General features: G+C 66.5%; 24 protein-coding genes. 18 read left to right on the top strand and 6 right to left on the bottom strand.

The genetic code is table 11. The annotated features are described in order from the left end of the window. Positions 1-337 precede the first annotated feature (337 nt). Positions 338-1,795: a sodium:solute symporter family protein gene (locus tag JVX91_RS18480; protein ID WP_205335628.1), complete on the top strand. Its 1,458-nt coding sequence runs from the start codon at positions 338-340 to the stop codon at positions 1,793-1,795. A gap of 317 nt (positions 1,796-2,112) precedes the next feature. On the opposite strand, the gene JVX91_RS18475 is transcribed toward JVX91_RS18480, so the two are convergent. Next, complete coding sequence (locus JVX91_RS18475) at positions 2,113-2,478, bottom strand: GFA family protein (RefSeq protein WP_205335627.1); 366 nt, start codon at positions 2,476-2,478, stop codon at positions 2,113-2,115. A gap of 167 nt (positions 2,479-2,645) precedes the next feature. Between JVX91_RS18475 and JVX91_RS18470 the strand changes: the two genes are divergently transcribed. The 11 genes from JVX91_RS18470 (at position 2,646) to JVX91_RS18420 (ending at position 14,440) form a co-directional block, all read left to right on the top strand. Next, positions 2,646-3,845 carry an MFS transporter gene (locus JVX91_RS18470; RefSeq protein WP_205335626.1) on the top strand — a complete coding sequence of 400 codons (1,200 nt, stop codon included), beginning with the start codon at positions 2,646-2,648 and terminating at the stop codon, positions 3,843-3,845. A 21-nt stretch (positions 3,846-3,866) separates the two neighbouring features. Continuing rightward, the gene (dkgB, locus tag JVX91_RS18465) at positions 3,867-4,670 is read left to right on the top strand and encodes a 2,5-didehydrogluconate reductase DkgB (protein WP_205335625.1); all 804 of its coding nucleotides are present in this window, start codon (positions 3,867-3,869) and stop codon (positions 4,668-4,670) included. A gap of 58 nt (positions 4,671-4,728) precedes the next feature. Further along, positions 4,729-5,751 carry a zinc-binding dehydrogenase gene (locus JVX91_RS18460; protein ID WP_205335624.1) on the top strand — a complete coding sequence of 341 codons (1,023 nt, stop codon included), beginning with the start codon at positions 4,729-4,731 and terminating at the stop codon, positions 5,749-5,751. Positions 5,752-5,917: 166 nt separating this feature from the next. After that, on the top strand, positions 5,918-6,700 hold the full coding sequence (locus JVX91_RS18455) for an SDR family oxidoreductase (RefSeq protein ID WP_205335623.1): 783 nt from the start codon (positions 5,918-5,920) through the stop codon (positions 6,698-6,700). A gap of 293 nt (positions 6,701-6,993) precedes the next feature. Beyond that, positions 6,994-7,899: a LysR family transcriptional regulator gene (locus JVX91_RS18450; protein ID WP_205335622.1), complete on the top strand. Its 906-nt coding sequence runs from the start codon at positions 6,994-6,996 to the stop codon at positions 7,897-7,899. A 105-nt stretch (positions 7,900-8,004) separates the two neighbouring features. Then, a complete protein-coding gene (locus JVX91_RS18445) occupies positions 8,005-10,170 on the top strand; it encodes an FUSC family protein (RefSeq protein WP_205335621.1) in 2,166 nt (721 codons plus the stop codon). Continuing rightward, complete coding sequence (locus JVX91_RS18440; protein WP_205335620.1) at positions 10,160-10,366, top strand: DUF1656 domain-containing protein; 207 nt, start codon at positions 10,160-10,162, stop codon at positions 10,364-10,366. The genes JVX91_RS18445 and JVX91_RS18440 overlap by 11 nt, the downstream gene beginning before the upstream one ends. A gap of 9 nt (positions 10,367-10,375) precedes the next feature. Then, positions 10,376-11,329, top strand: a complete 954-nt coding sequence (locus JVX91_RS18435; protein WP_205340043.1) for an HlyD family secretion protein — start codon at positions 10,376-10,378, stop codon at positions 11,327-11,329. A 132-nt stretch (positions 11,330-11,461) separates the two neighbouring features. Then, on the top strand, positions 11,462-12,079 hold the full coding sequence (locus tag JVX91_RS18430) for a histidine phosphatase family protein (protein WP_205335619.1): 618 nt from the start codon (positions 11,462-11,464) through the stop codon (positions 12,077-12,079). Between the two features lie 61 nt (positions 12,080-12,140). Then, a complete protein-coding gene (locus JVX91_RS18425; protein ID WP_205335618.1) occupies positions 12,141-13,601 on the top strand; it encodes a mechanosensitive ion channel family protein in 1,461 nt (486 codons plus the stop codon). 65 nt (positions 13,602-13,666) lie between these two features. Then, positions 13,667-14,440, top strand: coding sequence for a class I SAM-dependent methyltransferase (locus tag JVX91_RS18420; protein WP_205335617.1), 774 nt, complete (start codon positions 13,667-13,669; stop codon positions 14,438-14,440). A gap of 69 nt (positions 14,441-14,509) precedes the next feature. On the opposite strand, the gene JVX91_RS18415 is transcribed toward JVX91_RS18420, so the two are convergent. Together JVX91_RS18415 and JVX91_RS18410 are read right to left on the bottom strand one after the other, a co-directional pair. Then, on the bottom strand, positions 14,510-14,863 hold the full coding sequence (locus tag JVX91_RS18415; protein ID WP_205335616.1) for an SH3 domain-containing protein: 354 nt from the start codon (positions 14,861-14,863) through the stop codon (positions 14,510-14,512). A 39-nt stretch (positions 14,864-14,902) separates the two neighbouring features. Then, positions 14,903-15,613, bottom strand: a complete 711-nt coding sequence (locus JVX91_RS18410; protein ID WP_205335615.1) for a 2OG-Fe(II) oxygenase — start codon at positions 15,611-15,613, stop codon at positions 14,903-14,905. Positions 15,614-15,741: 128 nt separating this feature from the next. Between JVX91_RS18410 and JVX91_RS18405 the strand changes: the two genes are divergently transcribed. Continuing rightward, entirely contained in the window at positions 15,742-16,368 is a 627-nt protein-coding gene (locus JVX91_RS18405) for a class I SAM-dependent methyltransferase (RefSeq protein WP_205335614.1), read from the top strand. Between the two features lie 163 nt (positions 16,369-16,531). Here JVX91_RS18405 and JVX91_RS18400 read toward each other — a convergent pair whose 3' ends face one another. Together JVX91_RS18400 and JVX91_RS18395 are read right to left on the bottom strand one after the other, a co-directional pair. Beyond that, positions 16,532-17,560 carry an ABC transporter substrate-binding protein gene (locus JVX91_RS18400; protein ID WP_205335613.1) on the bottom strand — a complete coding sequence of 343 codons (1,029 nt, stop codon included), beginning with the start codon at positions 17,558-17,560 and terminating at the stop codon, positions 16,532-16,534. 81 nt (positions 17,561-17,641) lie between these two features. Then, positions 17,642-18,415, bottom strand: coding sequence for a class II aldolase/adducin family protein (locus tag JVX91_RS18395; RefSeq protein WP_024764407.1), 774 nt, complete (start codon positions 18,413-18,415; stop codon positions 17,642-17,644). Between the two features lie 172 nt (positions 18,416-18,587). Here JVX91_RS18395 and JVX91_RS18390 point away from each other — a divergent pair, with 172 nt between their 5' ends. The 4 genes from JVX91_RS18390 (at position 18,588) to JVX91_RS18375 (ending at position 22,065) form a co-directional block, all read left to right on the top strand. Beyond that, complete coding sequence (locus JVX91_RS18390) at positions 18,588-19,976, top strand: PLP-dependent aminotransferase family protein (RefSeq protein ID WP_205335612.1); 1,389 nt, start codon at positions 18,588-18,590, stop codon at positions 19,974-19,976. 77 nt (positions 19,977-20,053) lie between these two features. After that, on the top strand, positions 20,054-20,854 hold the full coding sequence (locus tag JVX91_RS18385) for an RNA polymerase sigma factor (protein WP_205335611.1): 801 nt from the start codon (positions 20,054-20,056) through the stop codon (positions 20,852-20,854). Beyond that, positions 20,851-21,276, top strand: coding sequence for a PaaI family thioesterase (locus tag JVX91_RS18380; protein WP_205335610.1), 426 nt, complete (start codon positions 20,851-20,853; stop codon positions 21,274-21,276). Before JVX91_RS18385 ends, JVX91_RS18380 begins: the two co-directional genes overlap by 4 nt. Positions 21,277-21,363: 87 nt before the next feature. Next, the gene (locus tag JVX91_RS18375; protein ID WP_205335609.1) at positions 21,364-22,065 is read left to right on the top strand and encodes a YebC/PmpR family DNA-binding transcriptional regulator; all 702 of its coding nucleotides are present in this window, start codon (positions 21,364-21,366) and stop codon (positions 22,063-22,065) included. Between the two features lie 286 nt (positions 22,066-22,351). Here JVX91_RS18375 and JVX91_RS18370 read toward each other — a convergent pair whose 3' ends face one another. Continuing rightward, a complete protein-coding gene (locus JVX91_RS18370; RefSeq protein WP_205335608.1) occupies positions 22,352-23,248 on the bottom strand; it encodes a LysR family transcriptional regulator in 897 nt (298 codons plus the stop codon). A 133-nt stretch (positions 23,249-23,381) separates the two neighbouring features. Here JVX91_RS18370 and JVX91_RS18365 point away from each other — a divergent pair, with 133 nt between their 5' ends. After that, the gene (locus JVX91_RS18365; RefSeq protein ID WP_205335607.1) at positions 23,382-24,890 is read left to right on the top strand and encodes a CoA-acylating methylmalonate-semialdehyde dehydrogenase; all 1,509 of its coding nucleotides are present in this window, start codon (positions 23,382-23,384) and stop codon (positions 24,888-24,890) included. Positions 24,891-24,930: the final 40 nt, after the last annotated feature.

Raw genomic sequence — 24,930 nt, 5'->3', positions numbered from 1 at the left:
GCGGATGTTCTGCTTATCGAACATGGCATGTAAAAAATAAACGACTAAACAGTCACGCTAGATCGTTAGCAACCAATCAAATCAACCTCTTACCTACACCATTCGTCTTGAGATGTAATTTTTTTCACTCATGAGCAATTCAAGTGTTTGACATATTTGACGGATTTGGCAGACTGCGGCCCGTTGTCGCAACTGGTTACGTTTTTCCGGCTTCCTGCCTGGTGCACCGGATGACCTCGGCCGCGCAACCCAACAAAAACAACTTTGTCAGTCGTGGCCCACCTGCCCGAGTTTCGTCTCGGCGGTACGGTTCCCGGCGAGCCAACGGAACGAACAAATGCTGATCTGGTTTGTAGCGGTGTATCTGGTGATCACCGTAGCTGTCGGTTTCTACGCCACCACCCGCGTGCACAACTCCTCGGACTATGCCGCCGCTGGCCGGAGCATGTCCTTCCCCCTCGTCGTGACCATGGTGTTCGCCACCTGGTTCGGCTCCGAAGCCGTGCTGGGCATTCCGGCCACCTTCCTCGAAGAAGGCTTCGCCGGGATCATCGAAGACCCCTTCGGCTCCTTCGGTTGCCTGATGCTGGTCGGCGTGGTCTTCGCCCGCCCGTTGTACCGCCTGAACCTGCTCACCATCGGTGACTTCTTCCGCAAGCGCTTCGGCCAGCACGTGGAAATCTTCACCAGCCTGGTGATCATCATTTCCTACATGGGCTGGGTCGCCGCGCAGATCACCGCGCTGGGCGTGGTCTTCAGCGTGCTCTCCGACGGCGGCCTGACCACCACCCAGGGCATGATCATCGGCACCATCATCGTCCTGCTGCATACCCTGTTCGGCGGCATGTGGTCGGTGGCGCTGACCGACTTCCTGCAGATGATCATCATCGTCTGCGGCCTGTTCTACCTCGTCTGGCTGATCGGCGACATGGCCGGCGGCCCGGTCAACGTGATCAGCCATGCCGCCAGCGAAGGCAAGTTCACCTTCCTGCACGGCACCTCGGCGAAGGACATCGTCGCCTTCCTGGGTGCGGCGGTGACGATGATGTTCGGCTCCATCCCGCAGCAGGACGTGTATGCCCGCGTGATGTCGGCCAAGACCGAGAAGATCGCCCAGCGCGCCACCATGACCGGTGCCTGCTGCTACCTGGTCTTCTGCATGCTGCCGATCTTCCTGATCTACGCCGCCTCGATGATCGAGCCGGAGATGGTCAAGCACTGGCTGGCCGAAGATTCCCAGCAGATCCTGCCGCACCTGATCCTGGAACGTACCCCGCTGTTCGCCCAGATCATGTTCTTCGGCGCCCTGCTCTCGGCCATCATGTCCTCCGCCTCGGGCGCCCTGCTGGCCCCGTCGGTGACCCTGACCGAGAACATCGTCAAGCACTTCCTGCCCAACATGAACGACCGTCAGGCCCTGCTGGCCATGCGTTGCAGCGTACTGGCGATGACCGTCGCCACCTGCCTGTTCGCCCTGCTGTCCAACGCCAGCATCTACGAGATGGTCGGCAACGCCTACAAGGTGACCCTGGTCGCCGCGGTGGTGCCGCTGTTCTTCGGCCTGTTCTGGAAGCGCGCCACCACCCAGGGCGCCCTGACCGCCATTGCCTGCGGCCTGATCGGCTGGGTGTCGCTGGAGCTGGGCCATCAGGAAGGCGACTTCTGGCCGCCGCAGCTGGTCGGCCTGATCTGCAGCGCCATCGGCATGATCGCCGGCTCGCTGGCTCCGCAGTTCAGCCAGCATCGTGGCGAGAGCGTGTCGGACATGGCCGCCTCGGCCGCCGCCGCCAACTGATCGCTCGGTAGATAAAGAAGAAGCCCCGCCTCGTGCGGGGCTTTTTTGTGGGTAAAGCCTTGCGTGCTTCCAAAGGCGCGGGCCATGCCCGCGGTCGCGGACAAGGTCCGCTCCTACAGGAAACCCGAGCGCCCTGCGTATTCGTAGGAGCGGACCCACTCTTACAAGAAAACCCGAGCTGCTTGTGCCTTCGTAGGAGCGGACCTTGTCCGCGAAATCCCTCCCGGATAAACCCACTCCTACAGGAAAACCCGCGCTGCTTGTGCCCTCGTAGGAGCGGACCTTGTCCGCGAAATCCACCCGGGATAAATCCACTCCTAAGAGTTGGGACCAGCCACCGTGCTCATACTCTTGCCATCCACCCGCCGCAGCGGAATCGATTCAGGGTCGATCCCATCGATACAGCATGCGTTCACGCTGAGCACCGCCGGATTGCTGCGCCGCTGGTGATAGACGTAGATCCCGCACGTCCCGCAGAAATAGTGCAGTGCCACCCCACTGTTCCAGCGGTACAGGCGCAGCGCCTCCTCGCCACGGGTCAGGCGAAAACTGTCCTTGGGCACCGTCGCCATCAGCGCATTGCGCTTGCCGCACAGCGAGCAGTCGCAGCGCACCAGTTCGTCGAGTTCCGCGTCGAAGGCGAAAGCCACCGCGCCGCAGTGGCAGGTGCCGGTGTAGTGCATGGCTGAGTCCTCGTCATGGGTGCCCTTGATCACTGCCTGCAAGCGTAGACGCTCGCCCTATTCGTGATTCAGGATCAACTATCCTTTGCCCTTCACCGCGTTTTTCTCAAAGCCTGACTTCCGGACAATGCCATCCATCGCATCCCATTCGTCCGGAGTCCCACAGCATGCCTCTCGCCCTCCTGGCGCTGACCCTGAGCGCCTTCGCCATCGGCACGACGGAGTTCGTCATCGTCGGCCTGATCCCCACCATCGCCGCAGACCTGGGCGTCACCCTGCCCTCCGCCGGCCTGCTGGTCAGCCTCTACGCCCTCAGCGTCGCCATCGGCGCGCCGCTCCTGACCGCCATGACCGGCCGCATCCCGCGCAAGGCATTGCTGGTCGGGTTGATGGCGCTGTTCACCGTCGGCAACCTGGTGGCCTGGCAGGCGCCCAGCTACGAATCGCTGATCATCGCGCGCATCCTCACCGGGCTCGCCCACGGCGTGTTCTTCTCGGTCGGCTCGATCATCGCCACCAACCTGGTGAGCAAGGACAAGGCCGCCAGCGCCATCGCCACCATGTTCAGCGGCATGACAGTCGCCTTCGTCACCGGCATTCCGCTGGGCACCTTCATCGGCCAGCACCTGGGCTGGCGCGTGACCTTCCTGGTGGTCGCCGCCTTCGGCGTGATCGCCCTGCTCGGCAGCCTGCTGTTCGTCCCGAAGAACATCCAGCACACCCCGCCCGCGCCGCTGCTGCGCCAGGCTCGCGTGCTGCTGCAGCCGCGCCTGCTGCTGGTCTACGCGATGACGGCCGTGGGCTACGGCGGCTCGCTGATCGCCTTCACCTTCCTCGCGCCGATCCTCCAGGACCTGGCCGGATTCAGCCCGAACATGGTCGGCGCCGTGCTCCTGGCCTACGGTGTCTCGGTGGCCATCGGCAATATCTGGGGCGGCCGCCTGGCCGACAAGCGCGGCCCGGTGAGCGCGCTGAAGATCATCTTCGGCCTGCTGGCTTCGGTACTGCTGGTGCTCACCTTCACCGCCGGCAATCCGTGGCTGGTGGTCCTGACGGTGCTGGCCTGGGGCGCAGTCGCCTTCGGCAACGTGCCCGGCCTGCAGGTCTACGTCGTGCAGCAGGCCGAGCGCGTGGCGCCGGACGCCGTGGATGTCGCCGCCGGCTTCAACATCGCCGCGTTCAACCTCGGTGTGGCCGGCGGTTCCTGGGCGGGCGGTCTTGTCGTCAGCCACCTGGGCCTGGGCCATACGCCCTGGATCGCCGCCATCGTCACCTTTGCCGCGTTCGGCCTGACCGCCCTGAGCGGTCGTCTGGACCGGCGCAATTCCACGGAACCGAGCCCCGTCGGCGCGGTTCCCACTCACTGATCGACCACAAGGAGTTCTTCCATGAGCGTTCCCGCCTTCGGCCTCGGCACCTTCCGCCTCAAGGGCCAGACCGTCATCGACTCGATTCGCACCGCGCTGGACCTGGGTTACCGCGCCATCGACACCGCGCAGATCTACGGCAACGAAGCCGACGTCGGCGAAGCCATCGCCGGCAGCAAGGTGAAGCGCGACGAGCTGTACCTGACCACCAAGATCTGGACCGAGAACTACGCCGCCGACAAGCTGATCCCCAGCCTCAAGGACAGCCTGCACAAGCTGCGCACCGACCGCGTCGAGCTGACCCTGATCCACTGGCCGTCGCCCAAGGGCCAGGTACCGGTCGCCGAATTCATGGGCGCCCTGGCCGAAGCCAAGGCCCAGGGCCTGACCGGCGAGATCGGCGTGTCCAACTTCACCATCGCCCTGATGCAGGAGGCCATCGCCGCTGTCGGCGCCGGCCAGATCGCCACCAACCAGGTGGAACTGCACCCCTACCTGCAGAACCGCAAGGTAGTGGACTTCGCCCAGAGCCAGGGCATCCACATCACCTCCTACATGACCCTGGGCTACGGCAAGGTGCTCAGCGACGAGGTGATCATCGGCATCGCCAAGCGCCACGGCGTCACCCCGGCGCAGGTCACCCTGGCCTGGGCGATGCAACTGGGCTACTCGGTGATCCCGTCGTCCACCAAGCGCGAGAACCTCGAAGGCAACCTGCGCGCCGTCGACCTGCGCCTGACCGACGCCGACATGGCCGCCATCGCCGCGCTGGAGCGCAACGAGCGCATCACCAGCCCGGAAAGCCTGGCCCCGGCCTGGGACTGAACCGCCGCTGATCGACAGCCGCCCCTCGGGGCGGCTTTGCCGTTTCCAAGGAGTCTTCATGAGTGCAAACGACCACTCCCCTGCAAACCATGCAGCCTGGACCTGGACGCCCGGCGCCGGCATCGACGGCCTGAACCTCTCCCGTCTGCCGGTACCCACGCCCGGGCCGGACGAGGTACTGGTTGCCAACACCGCCATCGCCCTGAACCCCGTGGACTGGAAGATGATCGACTGGGGCCGGGACGACTGGCAGCAGGGCCAGGTGCCCGGCGTGGATGGTGTCGGCATCGTCATTGCCGTGGGCGCCGACGTGAACCTGCGCGCCGGCACCCGCGTCGCCTACCACCAGGCGCTGACTCGCGGCGGTAGCTTTGCCGAGTACAGCCTGCTGCGTGCCCGCGCGGTCTACCCGGTGCCCGATTCGCTGGACGACGCCACCGCCGCCAGCCTGCCCTGCCCCGGCCTCACCGCCTGGCAGGCGCTGGACAAGCTGCCGGCCTGCAGCAATCGCGACGTGCTGGTGACCGGTGCCGGCGGTGCGGTGGGCTATCTGCTGGCACAACTCGCCCTGCAACGCGGCCTGCGCGTGTGGGTGACGGCCTCGGCGAAGCACCGCGAGCACCTGCTGCAACTGGGCATCGCCGGGGTCTTCGACTACCGCGACGGGCAGTGGTCCGCGCAGTTGCGCGACGTCCTCGGCCCTCGTCGTCTGCATGGGATCATCGATACCGTCAGCGGCGAGCACGCGGCCAGCCTTGCGCCATTGCTGGGCTACAACGGCCACCTGGTGTGCATTCAGGACCGCCAGGAAAACGCGCCGCTGCCAGCCTTCAGCACCGCGATTTCACTGCACGAAGTGGCGCTCAACAGCATCCACGCCCACGGCGAGGCGCTGGACTGGCAGGAGCTGCACCATGCGGCAGCGAGCCTGATGCAGGGCGTCGCCGACGGTCAGCTGCAGGCGCCGGCGAAGCAGTTCTTCGACTTTGCCGAGCTGCCCGAAGCGCTGCGCCGCTTGAAGTCCGGCCACGGCAGCGGTAAATGGATCAGTCTATTACCCGCGCCGGCGGTCGTTGCCTGAGTCGGCTCATTACGCGTGATGAAGGTCATGCGCAGGAGCGGACTCTGTCCGCGATCATTTCATCGCCACTCCGGGCAGCCATGGAGCGCACCCAGCCTATCGCGGACAGGGTCCGCTCCTACCGATGCCGGACGCTCCGGCGACTCGCAATCAACAGGAGAACAACATGGATCTGGGCATCAAGGGCCGCTGGGCGGTGGTCTGCGCCGCCAGCAAAGGGCTGGGCAAGGGCTGCGCGGCAGCGCTGGCCCGCGAAGGCGTGAACCTGGCGATCAACGCCCGTGACGTCGACACCCTCGCCGCCACCGCCGCCGAGCTGCGCCAGCTGGGCGTGGAAGTGCGCGAAGTGGCCGGCGACATCAGCCAGCCGGACGTGCGCGCCGCGCTGCTCGCCGCCTGCCCGCAGGTGGACATTCTGGTAAACAATGCCGGCGGCCCGCCGCCCGGCGACTTCCGAGACTGGGAACGTGAAGACTGGCTGCGCGCCCTGGAGCTGAACATGCTCACGCCCATCGAGCTGATCAAGGCCACCGTCGACGGCATGGCCGAGCGCGGTTTCGGGCGCATCATCAACATCACCTCCGGCGCGGTGAAAGCGCCCATCGCCACCCTGGGCCTGTCCAACGGCGCACGCAGCGGCCTGACCGGTTTCGTCGCCGGGCTGGCGCGCCAACCGCAGGTGGCAGGCAACAACGTGACCATCAACGGCCTGCTGCCCGGCTCCTTCGATACCGACCGCCTGCGCAGTGGATTCCAACGCGCGGCCCAACTCAGCGGGCGCAATGAAGGCGAGCTGATCGACGCCGGGCGCCAGGAAATCCCCGCCGGACGCTTCGGCACTGCCGAGGAACTCGGCGCGTTCTGCGCCTTCCTGTGCAGCGCGCAGGCGGGCTACCTGACCGGGCAGAACCTGTTGCTCGATGGTGGGGCTTATCCGGGAACGTACTGATAGTGCGGGCTGCTCAGTTAAGAGCCCCTCTCCCTCACCCTAACCCTCTCCCGAAGGGAGAGGGTTAGGGTGCAGGTTGAAACCAGCGCGTCAGCCGGCACGAAAGGCCCCCTCTCCCCGTGGGAGAGGGTTGGGGTGAGGGCAGGCCTGAGCGAACATATCTCCCGCAGGAGCGAAAGCCCAAAAACCTCAAAGTCGAACAAAGTCCGCGCCATCAGCGACAGCAACGCTTCAAGACAACGCCCCGCTGCCCCTCCTACAATCCACCCCGCCGCTCCCGAACAGGCCCGCCAATGAAAGCCCATTCCGACGAACTCAAGACCTTCGCCACGGTGATCGACTGCGGCTCCATCACCGCCGCCGCCGAGCAACTGGGCCTGACGCCTTCGGCCGTCAGCCGGGCGCTGTCCAAGCTCGAGGAAAAGCTCGGCACCACCCTGCTCAACCGCACCACGCGGCGGATGAAGCTGACCGAGGAAGGCGAGTTCTTTCTGGAGAACGCCCGGCACATCCTCGAACAGATGGATGCCCTGGAAGAGCGTCTCGCCCTGCGCCAGCAATCCCCCGCTGGGCGCCTGCGGATCAACGCCGCCTCGCCCTTCATGCTGCACGCCGTGGTGCCGCATATCGGCGCCTTTCGCGAGCGCTATCCGGACATCGAGCTGCAGCTCAATACCAACGACCTCAACATCGACCTGCTGGAGCAGAGCACCGACATCGCCATCCGCATCGGCCAGCTCGCCGACTCCAGCCTGCACGCCCGCCCACTGGGCAGCAGCCGGCTGAACCTGCTGGCGGCGCCGGAGTACCTGGAGCGCCACGGCACCCCGGCCAACCTCGAGGAATTGCTCGGCCATTCCCTGCTCGGCTTCACCCAGCCCGAAGCGCTGAACGTCTGGCCGATCCGTCATGCCGGCGGCGACACCCTTACGGTCAATCCCTCGCTCTCCGCCTCCAGCGGCGAGACCCTGCGCCAGCTGGCCATCGGCGCCCAGGGCATCGCCTGCCTGGCCAGCTTCATGACCTGCGACGACATTCGCGCCGGGCGGCTGGTGCGCGTCCTGCCGGAGCTGACCAGCGAGCGCCGCCAGCCGATCCACGCGGTGTACTACCGCAACTCCCAGCTGGCGCTGCGCATCCAGTGCTTCCTCGACTTCATCCAGGAGCGCCTGGCGCAGTCGCTGCACGCCACCGGCTGAACGAAGAATTTTCCGCAAGCCCGCCGATCCTCGACCACACTGGATAGGGTTCGCCGACGCCGCGCTGCAACGCGGCGTCCACCCGCCGAGATCGAGGGGCCCGGCATGTCACCACTGCTGCTGTACCTGCGTGCCGTCATCCATCCGGGCCGCGATACCCTGCTCTTCGCCCTGCGCACTGTGCTCGCCGGCCTGCTGACGCTGTACCTGGCATTCCTGCTGGATCTCGAACAGCCCAAGTGGGCGACCATGACGGTGGTGATCATCAGCACCCCACTGGCCGGCATGACCCTGCAGAAGAGCTTCGCCCAGGTGATCGGCACCACCATCGGCGCCGTGGTCGCGGTGGCGATCATGGCGCTGTTTCCCCAGGCGCCGCTGCCCTTCATCGTCACCCTGGCGCTATGGCTGGCGATCTGCACCGCTGGCGGCACGCTGATGCGCTTCACCCATTCCCACGCCTTCGTGCTCAGCGGCTTCACCGCGGTCATCGTCGCCCTGCTGGCCCAGCCCGAACCGGAATCCACCTACACCCTGGCCATCACCCGGGTGACCGAGACGCTGCTCGGCGTGGCCTGCGTGACCCTGGTCAGCCTGTTCTTCGCCCGTCCGCAAAGCGTGGCGCGGGGCTACTTCGCCAAGGTCGACCAGTTGATCCGGCTGATCGCGGTGCACGCGGCAGCGGTGATCCGCGGCGAAGAAAGCGAGGAAGATTTCCAGCAACGACAGAAGCAGTTGCTGAACGAGATCGCCGCACTGGAAATGCTGCGCCGCCACCTGTACTTCGACGCACCGCGTCTGCGGGGCGCCAACGAACTGGTGCAGCAACTGGCCAACCAGCTGGTGCTGATGACCTCGCGGCTGGCCATCCTGCGGCGCCAGCGCAAACTGATCGAGGCGCGCCTGACCGGTCCGCTGCCCGAATCGGTTCGCCAACTGCGCGAGGACGAACTCGCCAGCCTGGAGGAGCTCGCCGAGTATGGCCGCGCCCTGCCCTCATCCTCCCGCAAGCGCATCACCCGCCTGCGCCAGCGCTTCGACGCCGCCGCGCGGCAGGCGGAGGAACTGGCCGATGGCCTGCCCACCTCACTGCGCTCCCTCGCCTGGGCACTGCGTTTCGAGCAGGCCCGGCTGATGCAGCAACTGGACGAGATGATCGAACTGAGCGAGGCGATCCAGGAGGGACGCCCCGGCAGCAGTTCCTATCCGCAGAGCCAGGCCCATGCCCTGCACCTGGACTTCCACCTCGCCGCCATGAACGGTAGCCGCGCGTTCATCGCCCTCTGCTGCGCGGGCTGGATCTGGGTGGAAACCGCCTGGGATGGCGCCCGTGCCGGGATGATCCTGATCGGCATTCTCTGCTCGCTGCTCGCTACCTTCCCGCGCCCGCTGCTGGCCAGCCTGGCCTACATGCGCGGCCTGGCCCTGGCGCTGGTGGTGGCGGCGCTGCTGCAATTCCTGCTGCTGCCCAGCGTCGGCGACTTCGAGATGCTCGCGCTGTTCCTCACGCCGCTGCTCTATGTGATCGCGGTGGGCCTGGCCAATCCGCAGACCGCCGGGATCGGCATCGGCCTGGGGCTGTCCACCTTCCTGCTGGTCGGCCCGCAGAACCAGGGCGCCTGGACCAACAGCGCGCTGCAATGGTTCGAATTCGCCGGCGGCTACGTGTGCGCTGGCGTACTGGCACTGCTGGTGTACGCCTGGATCTTCCCTTTCGATGCCGACGCGCGCCTGCGCCGCCAATCGCGCCGCACCCGCGCCGAAGTGCGTTCGGTACTGCTGTCCAAACCCAGCGAGGCGCGCCGGTTCCTGTTCGAAAGCCGCATGGTGGATCGCCTGGCGATCATGCTCGGGCTGCTGCCGGCAGCGCGTGATCCCCACTCCGGCGAACGCTTCCAGTGCAGCCTGGCGAGCATGACCCTGGGCGTAGTGCTGCATCAACTGCGCCGTGAAAGCCTGAATGCCCACGGCCTGCCCGAGACGTTGCGGGCGCGCCTGTCGCTGGTGCTCGACGAACTCGCCGCCTGCCTCGACCAGCCGCCGGCCGCGCCACTGCACCGTGTGCTGGCAGCGATGCGCGAGCTGGGCACCGAGCTGGACGAACTGCAGAACCACGACCACTACCCCAGCGGCGACGCGATGCGTCCGGTGTTCGTCAGCGGCGTCGCGCTGCTGGTGGCCGCCGACCTGCTGGAGCGCTTCCGCGACCTGTACAGCGAAGCCGTCGACTTCCACGACGACCACGGGGAACAACCGCTGCATGCCCGTTGATATCGAACTGGGCGGGATCTACCTGCCGCCCCTGGCGCAGGCCCTGTTGCTGGCGCTGCCGATCTTCCTGCTGCTGGACTGGAGCCTTCGCCGCCTCGGCGTACTGCGTCTGGTCTGGCACGAAGCGCTGTTCGAGGGCGCCCTGTACGCCTGCATCTGCTCCGCGCTGATCCTGCTCATGGGAGCCCTGCACTGAATGGCCAGTCTGCGCAAAGCCCTGCCGCCGTTGATCACCCTGGCGTTGGTCGCGCTCGCCCTGGTCCTCACGTTCTATGCCTGGACCTACTACACCCGTGCGCCCTGGACCCGCGATGCGCGGGTACGCGCCGACGTGGTGACGGTCTCGGCGGACGTCACCGGGCGCATCGTCGAACTGCGGGTGAAGGACAACCAGCACGTCAGCAAGGGCGAGGTGTTGTTGACCATCGACCCGGCGCGCTACGAACTGGCGGTCTTGCACGCTGATCGCGCGGTGGAAGTCGCCCGCGCCGCGCTCGGCCAGTCCCAGGCCGCCATCGCCGCCAACCAGGCGCTGCTGCGCCAGCGCCAGAGTGAGGAAATCCGCCGCAAGGAGCTGAAGGCGCGCTCGGCGATCTCCAACGAAGAATGGGAGAAGGCCCATACCGATGTCACCGTCGCCGAGGCGCAGCTATTGCGCGAACAGGCCAACCTGGGCCTGGCACAGGCCAATGTGGCACTCGCCGAAGCCGCGCAGAAGCAGGCTCGCCTGGACCTGGAGCGCACCCAGGTGGTAGCGCCGGTGAACGGCTACGTAACCAACCTGCAGACCCGCGCCGGCGACTACGCCACGGCCGGAGGCGCCCTGGTGGCGCTGGTGGACAGCGACTCCTTCCACGTCAGCGGCTACTTCGAGGAGACCAAGCTGCCGCGCATCCACGAGGGCGACAGCGTGAGCGTTCAACTGATGAGCGGCGAGCGTTTCGACGGGCGCGTAGAAAGCATCGCGTTTGCCATCACCGATCGCGAGAACCTTCCGGGCAATCGCCTGCTCGCCAACATCAACCCGAGCTACACCTGGGTGAAGCTGGCCCAGCGCATTCCGGTGCGCATCGCCATCGATCCGCACTACGCAGGCCGCGACCGCCTGCGTGCCGGCACCACGGCCACCGTCAGCGTGGTAGAGTCCGCCCGCGACTGAGCAACTGCCGGGCGGTAGGGAACTTTCATCACCGCTTCGTCATCAATCCATCGTGTGATTGTCACCTCGCCGGGTACAGCATGCGCCCAGCGCCACGCATATCGCTTGGACGCACCCGCACGAGGATCGATCTTGCCCCGCTTTCCGTTACTGGCCGCTACCCTTCTGACCTGCACCGCACTGGCCCTGGTCGCCTGGCGCTCATTGCCGTCGCCACTGGACGACGTCCCCAGCCAGAGCGCGTTCAGCCAGAGCTGGGCGCGGGGTGGCGTGGTCCTGCTGGTCCGCCACATGGAACGCTGCGACCGCTCCAGCGCACCGTGCCTGGGCGCCGCCGACGGCATCACCGCCCGCGCCGGAGCCATCGCCCAACGGCTGGGCGACACCCTTACCGGCCTCGGCCTCGGGGCCACCGACATCTACAGCAGCCCGCTGACCCGCACCGCGCAGACCGCCGACCTGATGTTCGACCACACCGTGGCTCGCCAGGACTGGCTTTACTCCTGCAAGGACGACGACATGCTGGCCCACATCCGCCAGCACAAGGCCGCCCACCGCAACCTGGTGCTGGTCACCCACAGCGAATGCTTCGACCGCCTGCGGGAAAACCTGAACGTGCGGGAAACCGACACCCCCGAATACGGCAGCGCCCTCGTGCTGTTCGACGACAGCCATCCGCCGCTGCGCATCGCCGGCGAGGTCGAGACGGACGAGTGGCGCACGCTGGTGAAACACCCCAACGCCAGCTAAGGGCGCTGCCAGAAAGCGCTTTCTGTGCCATCTTCTTGCGATCGTTCCAAGGAGAGGCTCGATGCCGGCCCTGCTCACCACCCACCCACTGTTTGCCGCCCCTGTCCTGCTGCTGGTCGACCTGCTGCTCTGGCGCTCGATCGGCGCACCCCACCCGCACTGGCGCCTGGCCGCGCGTATCCTCTGCTTCCTGCTGTTCAGCCTGCTGCTGTTCAACGCCGGGATGAACCCGCTGCGCGCGGCGCCCTGGCCGGAAGATCTGCCCAGCCACCTGGTCGCCACCGCCATCCAGATCATCTGGTGGCTGTTCGCCGCGCGCTGCCTGACCGTCGTATTGGGTTTCCTGCTGGTACAGCGCATCGGCCACGGCGGGCGGCTGCTGCAGGACGTGGTCGGCGCACTGATCTTCCTGATCGCCATCATCGCCGCCGCCGGCTACGTGCTGGAGCTGCCGGTGAAGGGCCTGCTCGCTACCTCCGGGGTGGTCGCCATCGTCCTCGGCTTGGCGCTGCAGAGCACGCTGAGCGACGTGTTCTCCGGCATCGTGCTGAACACCACCAAGCCGTACCAGCTCGACGACTGGATCTCCATCGACGGCATCGAGGGCAAGGTCACCGAAATCGACTGGCGCTCCACCTACCTGCAAACCTCGCAAGGCACCCTGGCAGTGGTGCCGAACTCCCTCGCCGCCAAGGCCAAGGTGCTCAACCTGAGCCGCCCGGCCAACCTCTATGGCGTCAGCGTCAGCCTGACGGTCAGCCCGCACATCCGCCCGGGCAAGGTGATCGACGCCCTGGAACACGCCCTCGGTGGCTGTCGCGCGCTACTGTCCATGCCTGCGCCGACAGTGAGCGTGCGCAAGTCCGCACCCGACGGCGTGGAGTACGAAATGAGCGGGTTCGTCGCCGCCATGGGTGAGAAACGCGAAGTCCGCAACCAGTTGTTCGACCTCGCCTACCGGCACCTGCAGGCGGCGGGCATCAACCTGCTCGCCGAAGCCGACGCGCCGATGCGCGAGAGCACCTCGCGGGCGCGAGCGCTGCTGGTGCGCTCCGGGCTGTTCGATGCGTTGCGTGACGAAGAACGCGACGAGCTGGCCAGCAAGATGCAGCGCCGGCCATTCAAGCGTGGCGACGTGTTGTTGGCGCAGGGAGATGTCAGCGAGCAACTGCTGATCATCGATTCCGGCGTGGTCAGCGTCACCCTGCCCAACGAAGGCCAGAGCATCGAGGCCGGGCGCATGGGGCCGGGAGAGGTCTTCGGCGAGGCCGGCGTGCTCACCGGCTCGGCCTGGCAGGCGCAGTTCACCGCGATCAGCGATGGCGCCGCCTATTACCTGGACAAGGCCACCCTGGCGCCATGCCTCGACGCACGCCAGGAAATCGCCGACGCCATGGGCCGCCTGCTCGACTTCCGCCAGAAGGCCAGCGCCGCGCTGCTGGTGGAACAACCCGTCGCCGTCCCGCAACGCGGGCTGATGGCCTGGCTGAAACAGCACGCCGGACGCCGCTACAAGAGCTGAACCGGACTGGCCTCGACCGGGCGGGACGTGCAAGATGAACGCCTCCCACCGCGCCGAGGCCTGCCATGTCCACCGAGAAGAGCCCGCCCCAGCCCACCGATACGCGCTCGTTGTTCACCGCCCAGTCCGACGCCTATCGCGCCAACCGCCCGACCTACGATCCAGCCTTCTTCGCCTGGCTGGCGCAAACGGCGCCGGGCAGCGCGCGCGCCTGGGACTGCGGTTGCGGCTCCGGCCAGGCCACCGTGGACCTGGCGAAGCAGTTCGCCGAGGTGATCGCCACCGACATCAATGCCGCGCAGCTGGACAAGGCGCCACGCCTGGCGAACGTCGACTACCGCTGCGAGCCTGCGGAGCGGACCTCGCTGGCGCCCGCCAGCGTCGACCTCACCCTGGTCGCCCAGGCGCTGCACTGGTTCGACGTGCCGCGCTTCTACGAGGAAGTGCGCCGCGTCTCCCGGCCCGATGCACTGCTGGCGGTGGTGTCCTACAACCTGCTGAACATTACCCCCGAGCTGGATGCCCTGGTGCGCCACCTCTACCACGACGTGGTCGGCCCCTACTGGGCGCCCGAACGCAAGCACGTCGAGACCGGCTACGAGACCATTCCCTTCCCCTTCGAGCGCGTGCCGACGCCGGCCTTCGCCCTGGAAGCGACCTGGGACCTGCCGCGCCTGCTGGGATACTTCGACAGCTGGTCCGCCATTGCCAGCTACCGCGCAGCCACCGGCCTGGACCCGGTCGAGCCGCTGCGCGCGCAGTTCACCGCGGCCTGGGGCGATGTCACCGAGCGCGCGGTCAGCTGGCCGTTGACCATCAAGCTTGGCCGGGTGTCCTGAGCACCTGCCCTGGCTTCACTGTCGGGATGACGGCGGATAAGCCTGAACGGTTGCCCTGCGCTTGTTAGCTCAGGCCCCGACTTCCTGCAGGCACTCCAGCGGCACCCAGCCCGCCTCGCCACCGCCGCGCACGCACCACAGCCAGCCGCCCAGCTCACGCCCGCCTTCCACCCGCTCGCCGATCTCCACGTCGAGCTCGCGGGCGGTGTAATCCTCCATCGCCACGCCGGCCCCCGGCGCCGTCATGGAGAACACCTGCGCGGGCACCCAGCCCTGGCGCTGGCCCGGCGTCGAGCAGAAGTACCAGTCCTCCCATCCCTCCGCCCCCTCGTAGCGCTCGCCAACGGCCAGCGGCGCACCCTTGGCGAAGGTAATGGGCACGGGATACTCGCTGCGGTGGCGTTGAATGACTTCGTAGTGCATGGCGATCTCCCGTGACCCTTGGTCGATCCATGCTACTCCTCACAGCGCATCGTGGAAGATCACCCCGAGAGTGAAGCGCTCGCCGGCACGCAGGCGGCTGACGCCATGGCGCAGGTTGACCCGATGGTCGCCACGCATGCCCCGCACCGGGCGCTGCGCCACGGCGAACACCACCGCGTCGCCCTGCCCCAGCGGCACCACGTCCACCCGCGACTGCATGCGCGGTCGCTGCTCGGTGAGGACGAACTCGCCACCGTCGAACTCCTGGCCCGGTTGCGACAGGAGGACCGCCACCTGCAGCGGGAAGGCAAGCTCGCCGTAGAGATCCTGGTGCAGGCAGTTGTAGTCACCCGCGCCATAACGCAGCAGCAAAGGCGTCGGCCGGGCCTGTCCGGCGCGCCGGCACTGTTCGAGAAACTCCGCGTGGTGCTGCGGATAGCGAATGCCGGTGCCCATGCGCTCGTGCCAGCTGTTGGCGATGCTCCGCAACGACGGATAGAGCGCCTCGCGCAACCCTTGCACCAGCTCCGGCAAGGGATAGGCGAAGTAGCGGTATTCGCCCAGGCCGAAATGGTGCCGGGCCATGACCACGCGGCTACGGAAAGGCTCGTCCTCGATGTAGGACGCCCGCAGCTGCTCACACTGGCTGCGATCGAGCAGATTGGGAATGACGGCGTGACCGCTGGCATCCAGCTGGTCAGCCAAACCTGGCCAATCCAGGCTGGCAATGCGCTGGGCAAGAGTGGACATGGGACGCTCCGTTGAGGCTTTCGGCCAGTCTAGGCAGGCCCCTGCTCGTCCGTTCGCAGCCGCTGACTTTCAAACCGGCGGCGCAGCGGCGGTAAGATGGGAGTCCGAATCCGCCTACGCGATCTGCCATGAGCACCGAAGACCCGAACCTGCGCGCCATCACCCAAGTGACCCTGCAGCATTACCAGGAGCGCGCCGAAGCCTTCCGCGACGGCACCTGGGACCATGACGTGACACAGAACATCGCTGCCCTGCTGCGGCACATCCAGGGCGACGCGCCGTTCGCCCTGCTCGACTTCGGCTGCGGTCCGGGGCGCGACCTGTGCGTATTCCGCGACATGGGACATGCCCCGGTCGGCCTGGACGGTTGCGCAAGCTTCGTCGCCATGGCTCGCGAAGCCAGCGGCTGCGAGGTCTGGCAGCAGGACTTCCTGGCCCTCGACCTGCCCTCCGCGCGCTTCGACGGCATCTACGCCAATGCCAGCCTGTTCCACGTCCCGCGCGCAGAGCTGCCACGCGTGCTGCGCCAACTGCATGGCGCACTGAAACCGGGTGGCGTGCTGTTCAGCTCCAACCCGCGCGGCGACAACCAGGAAGGCTGGAACGCGGGGCGTTATGGCTCGTACCACGACCTGGAAAACTGGACGCGCCTGCTGGAAGACGCAGGATTCCGCGAACTGGAACACTACTACCGACCCGCCGGGCTGCCGCGCGAGCAGCAGCCGTGGCTGGCGAGTGTGTGGCGCAAGGTTTGACGGCTACAGCGGCAGGAAGTGATTCGCGAGCAAGCTCGCTCCTACGGGCAAAAGTCGGTGCGACCTTGTAGGAGCGAGCGTGCTCGCGAACCTGCCTGACGTCAGGCCGAAGACCTGACGTTCCCCCTCGGCGGCGCGGGGGGTATTACCCGCGCCGCTCCGGTCAGCCCTTCGCCGCCCACACGTTGAAGCGTTGCTCCAGGTCCTCGCCGTGGTCTACCCAGAACTCGAAGTTCACCGGTACGGCCTGTTCCAGGTTTGCCGGCGCGGTGTTCAGGCGCTCCACCAGCTTCGGATCGATCAGCTTCGTGGTGCCCAGGTTCACCGAGCCGTAGCCCAGCTTCACGGTGTGGATCTTCTGCTGCTCGGGCTTGAGCGAGAAGGCGATGAAGTCCTCGGCGGCCTTCTTGTTCGGGCTGCCCTTGGGGATCGCCCAGGAGTCGATGGCATAGAGGCTGCCATTCCACACGACCTTCATCGGCGCGCCCTCTTCCTGGGCGGCGAAGGCACGGCCGTTGTAGGCAGTACTCATGGCCACATCACCGCTGGCGATGAACTGCATCGGCTGCGCGCCGGACTCCCACCACTGGATCGACGGCTTGATCTCATCGAGCTTCTTGAAGGCGCGGTCCACGCCCTCTTTCGTCGCCAGCACCTTGTACAGGTCTTCCTTCTTCACGCCATCGGCCAGCAGGGCAATCTCCAGGGTGTACTTGGCGCCCTTGCGCAGCGAGCGCTTGCCGGGGAATTTCTTCGTATCCCAGAAATCCGTCCAGCCGGTCGGGCCGTTGGCGAAGCGCTTGCCGTCGTAGACCATGGCCATCGACCAGACCAGCAGGCCGGCGCCGCAGTCGGAGATGGTGCCCGGCACATAGTCCTCGGACTTGCCCAGGATCGAAGGATCGAGCTGCTCGAACAGCCCCTCTTCGCAGCCACGCAGCAGTTCCGGGCCTTCGACCTGGACCACGTCCCAGTTGACGCTGCCGGTATCGACCATGGCCTTGATCTTGCCCATTTCGCCGTTGTATTCACCGGCGATCACCTTCATCCCTTCCACTTTCTCGAAGGGTTTGTAGAAGGCTTCGGTCTGCACGTCCTTGCTGGTGCCTCCGAAGGAGATCACGGTCAGGTCCGCGGCCATGGCGCCGGACGCCACGCCCATGAGCAGGGCTCCCAGAATCGGGTTCTTCATTTCCACCTCTTGGCTTTGTTGTTGGCAGATCGTTAAGCACGCAGGCGCCCGGTCTCTGCGGACCGGGGCACGATAACAGGATCAGGTGCGGTAGACCGCCTCACCGTCCTCGATCAGGCGCAGCGCCGACTCCCAGGCCAGCAGGTGCAGGCCGTCGACCAGCGCCTCCTCTTCCTGCACAGCAACGCGTTCGCATACCGCGGGCGCCGGGTAGCGCAACTGGCGACCGCCAGCCAGGGCCTGGACCTGCGCCTGGCAGGCGCGTTCGAGGAAGTAGATCTGGTTGAAGGCTTCGGCGATGCAGCGCCCGGTGGCCAGCAGGCCGTGGTTGCGCAGGATCATCACCATGTGGCTGCCCAGGTCGTTGACCAGGCGCGAGCGCTCGTCCGGGTCCAGGGCGATGCCTTCGTAGTCGTGGTAGCCCAGGCGGTTATAGAACTTCAGCGCGTGCTGGCTGATCGGCAGCAGGCCGTCTTCCTGGGCGGATACCGCGATGCCGGCGGCGGTGTGGGTGTGGATCACGCAGGCCACGTCTTCACGGGCGGCGTGCACCGCGGAATGGATGTTGAAGCCGGCACGATTGACGCTTTTCGGGCCGAAACGCGGGTCGATGACATCTCCTGCATGGTCGACCTTCACCAGGTCGGAGGCGCGCATTTCGTGGAACAGCACGCCATAGCGGTTGATCAGGTAGTGGCCCGGCTCGCCCGGCACCCGCGCGGAGATGTGGGTGTCGATGTGGTCGGTCCAGCGGAAGTGCGCGATCAGGCGATACAGCGCGGCGAGGTCGCAGCGGGCCTGCCACTCTTCGGCGGAAATACTCGACGGATCGATGTTGTAAGCTGTGTCACGCATGACGGGTGGTCCTTGTTGTTCTGTCAGGCTGTGCGGCGTATTGCCGCCGTCTGGGACCGAGTGTGCTGGGCGCGCCCTGCCCGCACCATGCACAGGCACCCTGCAGAATCTGCAGTGCTGTTATGGTCCACCGACCTGTACAGATCCTTCCCCACAAGAATCGGACCTTCGGATGCTGTTGCTCGACCCCACCTCGGACATTCCCCTGGTCACCCAGATCGTCGACGGCATCGCCCAGGCCATCGACGAGCAGCGCCTGCGCGCAGGCGCCAAGCTGCCCTCGATCCGCAAGTTCGCCCAGGCCAATGGCGTCAGCCACTTCACCGTGGTCGAGGCCTACGACCGGCTGGTGGCGCGCGGCTGCCTGAACGCCGTGCCCAATGCCGGCTTCTACGTGCGCGGCCCGGCGCTCGAGGACAGCGCCAGCGCCGAGGCGCCGACGGAATTCGACTTCGACGCTCACCTGCTGCTGCACAAGGTCTTCCAGCCACTGGGCATGGAGATCCGCCCCGGCGTCGGCCTGCTGCCGGAACACTGGCTCGATGGCGAAGGCCTGCAGCGCGGTTTGCGCAGCCTGGCGCGGGAAGAGCCGACCCAGTTCGGCAACTACGGCCACAGCAAGGGCAACCTGAAGCTGCGCGGCAAGCTCGCCGACCGTCTGGGCGATGCCGGCGTGAATGCCAGCCCCGAGCAGATCCTGCTGACCGCCGGCGCCAGCCAGGCGCTGGACCTCACCGTGCGCTACCTGGTGCAGCGCGGCGACCCGGTTCTGGTGGACGAACCCGGCTACCACAACCTGTTCCTCAACCTGCGCCTGCAAGGCGCCCAGCTGCTGGGCGTGCCACGCAGCGCCGACGGCCTGGACCTGGACCGCCTGGAGCAACTCGCCCGCGAGCACCGCCCCAAGGTCTACTTCACCCAGGCGCGCCTGCAGAGCCCCACCGGCGGCAGCCTGTCCCTGGCCGCCGCGCACCGCCTGCTGCAACTGGCGGAAAAGTACGATTTCCTGATCGTCGAGAACGATATCTACGCCGACCTCGACCCGGCCGGGCAGATGCTGCTGGCCAACCTCGACCAGCTGGCGCGGGTGATCTACATCGGCAGCCTGTCGAAAGTCATCGCGCCGGCGCTGCGCACCGGCTTCATTGCCGCCCACCCGGAGCTGATCGAAGAGCTGGTGCCACTGAAGATGGTCAGCGGCCTGACCAGCTCGGAACTCACCGAAACCCTGGCCCTGGACATCCTCCTGCAAGGCCGCCACCGCAAGCACGTGCGCCAGTTGCGCGACCAGCTTGGCGAAGCCCACGACAGCGTGGCGCGGCGTCTGGAAGCGGCCGGCCTGGAAATCTTCCACGAGCCCCGCGCCGGGTTGTTCCTCTGGGCCCGGCACCGCGCGGTGGACGACGCCACCCTGCTCGCCAGCCGCGCCAAGGAGGCGAAGATCCTGCTGTTCCCTGGCCAACTGTTCATGCCCGATGGCCGCAGTGTGCCGTGGATGCGCTTCAACGTGGCACATTCCCTGGATGAGCGGCTGTACGCTTTTCTTTCCCAGCAGGGCTGAGGGCGGTCACAAAACTTGCGGACGCCGAGTCCAAGGAAGAAGAGCCGGAATTTCCCCGGCCACGTCAGGAGGACACCGTGAAATTCCCAGCCATCGAACCCGAGCAACTGCAACGTGCCCAGCAGGGCGAACCCGCTGCCCTCGACGCACTGTTGCTGGCCTTGCAGGCGCCGGTCTACAACCTCGCCCTGCGCATGCTCGGCCGCCGCGAAGACGCCCAGGACGCCAGCCAGGAAATCCTCCTGCGCATCACCACCCACCTCGCCAGCTTCCGTGGCGACAGCCAGTTCTCCACCTGGGCCTTCCGCATTGCCAGCAATGCGCTGCTGACGGCGCGCACCAAGGTCCGCGAAGCGCCAACCGTGTCCCTCGAAGCCCTGGCGGACAAGCTTGATCTGGGCCTGCGCCTGGCCGAGGCCAACGACCGACCGCTGGAACCGGCGGACAAGCTGGCCGCCGAACGCATCGCGCTGGCCTGCACCCAGGGCATGCTGATGTGCCTGGAGCGTGAACAGCGACTGGCCTACGTGCTCGACATCGCCTTCGGCCTGGATTCGGAAACCGCCGCCGCGGTGCTGGAGGTCGAACCGGCGACCTACCGCAAGCGCCTGTCGCGGGCGCGCCAGCGACTGGATGAGTTCATGCACCGGCATTGCGGGCTGGTGAATCCCCAGGCGCCCTGCTCCTGCGAGCGTCAGGCGCTGGCCCTGCCGGCCGGCGTGAACGATACCCGCAAAGCCGAAAGCGAACTGCTTGCCCTGACCCGCCTGGCCGACGCGGCGGCAGTGTTCCGCGCGCACCCGGACTACCAGGTGCCGCAACGGGTGATCGAAACCGTGCGCGCCGTGCTGCAGCAGCACACCGGAGGCTGGCAATGAACGCTTTCGCCGATCTGGGCTATCCCGAGGGTTTCCAGCCGCTGCAACGGCGCAACCCACTGCTGGACCTGCTCGGTCCCTTCCTGGTGCGTGGCGAAGGCGATTCGCTGGAGCTGGGCCTGTTGCTGGACGAACGCCACACCAACAGCCGTGGCGGCGTCCACGGCGGCATCCTCGCCACCCTGGCGGACATCGGCATGGGTTACGCCATGGCGTTCTCCAGCCAGCCGCCGCAGCCGCTGGTCACCGCCAGCCTGACCCTGGACTACGTCTCCAGCGCCCAGGTCGGCGACTGGCTGAGCATCCGCCTGCTGCACAGCCGGCGCGGCAGGCAGATGGCTTTCGCCAATGCGCTGCTGTCGGTGGGCGACAAAGTGGTGGCCCAGGCCAGCGCGGTGTTCGCGGTACCGGCGGAGCGCTGATCCGCCGGATATCGCCGCAAATATCGCCAGAGCCCGCGCGAGGCCTTAGACTTGCCGCCCATCAGCAACCGCCAGCAAGAGATCACTATGGGCGCCCAGTGGAAAGCCAAACATAAAGAAGCCGCAGCCAACGCCAAGGGCCGCGTGTTCGGCAAACTGTCGAAGGAAATCATGATCGCCGCGCGCAACGGCGCCGACCCGGACATGAACCCGAAGCTGCGCCTGGTCGTCGAGCAGGCGAAGAAGGCCTCCATGCCCCGCGACACCCTGGAGCGCGCGATCAAGAAAGGCGCCGGCCTGCTGGATGGCGGCGCCACCTTCGAGCGCGTGGTCTACGAAGGCTTCGCCCCGCACCGCGTGCCGGTGATCGTCGAGTGCCTGACTGACAACGTGAACCGCACCGTCGCGGAAATCCGCGTGCTGTTCCGCAAGGGCCAGCTCGGCGCTTCCGGCTCGGTAGCCTGGGACTTCGATTACCTGGGCCTGGTCGAGGCCACCCCGGCCAGCGCTGACGCCGACCCGGAACTGGCCGCCATTGAAGCCGGCGCCCAGGACTTCGAGCCGGGCGAGGAAGACGGCGACACCCTGTTCCTCACCGACTCCACCGACCTGGACACCGTCTGCCGCGCCCTGCCCGAGCACGGTTTCACCGTTGCCTCGGCCAAGCTCGGCTACAAGGCGAAGAACCCGGTAAGCCTGTCCGGCGCGGAGCTGGAGGAAGTCGAAGCCTTCCTCGATGCCCTGGACGGCAACGACGACGTGCAGAACCTTTACGTCGGTCTGGCCTGACGCAATATCGCCCTGTAGTAGCGAGCAAGCTCGCTCCTACAGGCAAGACGAAACGGGCGGCCCATGGGCCGCCCGTTTTCCTTGTAGGTCAGACATTCTGCTGGGTGCAGGAGCCAAAGCGTTCCGGCGTAGGCTCATGACCAAATCATCACGGCGGGTTCGGTAGAACGCGCGGTTCTGGAAGGCGTGGGGGATTTCGCGGATAAGATCCGCTCCTACAGGGAAAGGCCCGTAGGAGCGGAGCTTCTCCGCGAATGGCGTGCAACGCACGCCTGATGCCCCCACGCTACCCTGCCCGCCCCATCAATACTTCCTGACTCCCCTCCGCCTTCTCCCGCAGGAAATCCCAGGTGGTGCGCATCCGCGCGATGTCCTTGAGCTCCGTGGGCATCAGCATCCAGAACGTCCGCACGAACTCGATCTCGTCCGCCAGCACCGGCTGCAGCGACGGGTCCTCGCTCGCCGCGAACGCCGGGAGGATCGCCAGCCCGGCGCCCTCCGATACCGCCCGCTGCTGGGCCAGGATGCTGGTGCAGCGCAATGCCATGTGCAGCGGCCGGCCGATCTCGTCGAGGTATTGCAGCTCCTTGCTGTACAGCAGGTCGTCGACGTAGCCCACCAGCGCGTGCTCGCGCAGGTCGTCGCGCGTGCGGATCGGCCCGCGTTCGGCCAGGTAGTCCTTCGAGGCGTAAAGACGCAGTACGTAATCGGTCAGCCGGGTAATGATGTAGGGCCCGCGGCCGGGGCGCTCCAGGGTGATAACGATGTCCGCCTCATGGCGCGACAGCTGCAGCGCACGCGGCACCGCCAGCAGGTCGACGCCCAGGTGCGGGTGGCGCTGGTTCAGCTCCACCAGCTGTGACGTCAGCAGCGTCGAGCCGTAGCCCTCGGTGGCGCCGATGCGCACCTTGCCGGAGAGATTGTCCTCGGCGCCGGCCAGGCGTTTCTCGATCACCTTGCAGGCACTTTCCATCGCCTCCGCCTGGGGCAACAGGCCGTGGCCGGCTTCGGTCAGCCGATAGCCGGCGGGTTCGCGTACCAGCAGCTGTGCGCCGATGCTCTTCTCCAGCGCCTGCAGGCGGCGGGCCACCGTGGTGTGGTCCACACCCAGACGCCGCGCGGCGACGGTGAGCTTGCCAGCGCGGGAAAGCTCGAGGAAGAAACGCAGGTTGTCCCAGTCCATACGCGCCTCAATGTGCGCTCTCTATCTGCAAAAATGCAGACCATACTTGCACATCACCGCATTGAGCACATCAAAAATGCACTGTTAGGATCGGACCACACAAGAACAAAGCCTACAGGCTGGGAGAACCCCGATGACCGCACCTGCCGTCCCGACCGTCAAACTCTTCCTCGACGGCAAGCCCGTCGAGTCCACCACCTCCGAATGGCGCGACGTGATCAACCCCGCCACCCAGGAAGTCCTCGCCCGCGTGCCCTTCGCCACGCCCGAGGAAGTCGATCGCGCGGTGGCCAGCGCCAAGGCCGCATTCAAGACCTGGAAGAAGACGCCCATCGGCGCCCGCGCACGGATCTTCCTCAAGTACCAGCAACTGATTCGCGAAAACATGAAGGAGCTGGCGGCCATCCTCACCGCCGAACAGGGCAAGACCCTGCCCGACGCCGAAGGCGACGTGTTCCGCGGCCTGGAAGTGGTCGAGCACGCCTCCGCCATCGGCAACCTGCAACTGGGCGAACTGGCCAACAACGTGGCTGGCGGCGTGGATACCTTCACGATCCTGCAGCCCATCGGCGTGTGCGCCGGCATCACCCCCTTCAACTTCCCGGCGATGATCCCGCTGTGGATGTTCCCGATGGCCATCGCCACCGGCAACACCTTCGTCCTCAAGCCCTCCGAACAGGACCCGATGGTGACCATGCACCTGGTCGAACTGGCCCATGAAGCCGGCGTGCCGCCGGGCGTGCTCAACGTCATCCATGGCGGCCCGGACGTGGTCAACGCCATCTGCGATCACCCGGACATCAAGGCCGTTTCCTTCGTCGGTTCGACCCGTGTCGGCACCCACGTCTACAACCGAGCCTCGCTGGCCGGCAAGCGCGTGCAGTGCATGATGGGCGCGAAGAACCACGCCGTGGTCCTGCCCGACGCGAACAAGGAGCAGACCCTCAACGCCATCGCCGGCGCGTCCTTCGGTGCCGCCGGGCAGCGCTGCATGGCGGTGTCGGTGGCGATCCTGGTGGGCGAGGCCAATGAGTGGATTCCCGACCTGGTGGCCAAGGCCAAGACCCTGAAAGTGAGCGGTGGCACCGAGGCCAACACCGACGTCGGTCCGCTGGTTTCCTGCGCGGCGCTGGATCGCGTCAGCGGCCTGATCGAGCGCGGCACCCAGGAAGGCGCCAAGCTGGAACTGGACGGCCGCAATCCGCAGGTGAGCGGCTACGCCAAGGGCAACTTCGTCGGCCCGACCGTGTTCTCCGGCGTCACCCCGCAGATGACCATCTACCGCGAGGAAATCTTCGGCCCGGTGCTCTGCGTGGTGTCGGTGAAGACCTTCGACGAGGCCATCGAACTGATCAACGCCAACCCCAACGGTAACGGCACCGCGCTGTTCACCCGTTCGGGCGCCGCTGCGCGGCATTTCAAGGAAGAGATCGACGTCGGCCAGGTGGGCATCAACGTGCCGATCCCGGTACCGGTGCCGCTGTTCTCCTTCACTGGTTCGCGCGGCTCCAAGCTGGGCGACCTCGGCCCGTACGGCAAGCAGGTGGTGCAGTTCTACACCCAGACCAAGACCGTCACCGAACGCTGGTTCGACGAGAACGAAGTCGGCGGTGCGGTGAACACCACCATCAATCTCCGTTAGTCATGTAAGCAGCCCTGCCCGCCCGCCTGCCCCGAGCCGC

Source organism: Pseudomonas sp. PDNC002 (genome assembly GCF_016919445.1).
Classification (GTDB): Bacteria; Pseudomonadota; Gammaproteobacteria; order Pseudomonadales; family Pseudomonadaceae; genus Pseudomonas.
Note: the sequence above shows the minus strand (reverse complement) of the source record. Positions and strands in the feature narration are given on the sequence as shown.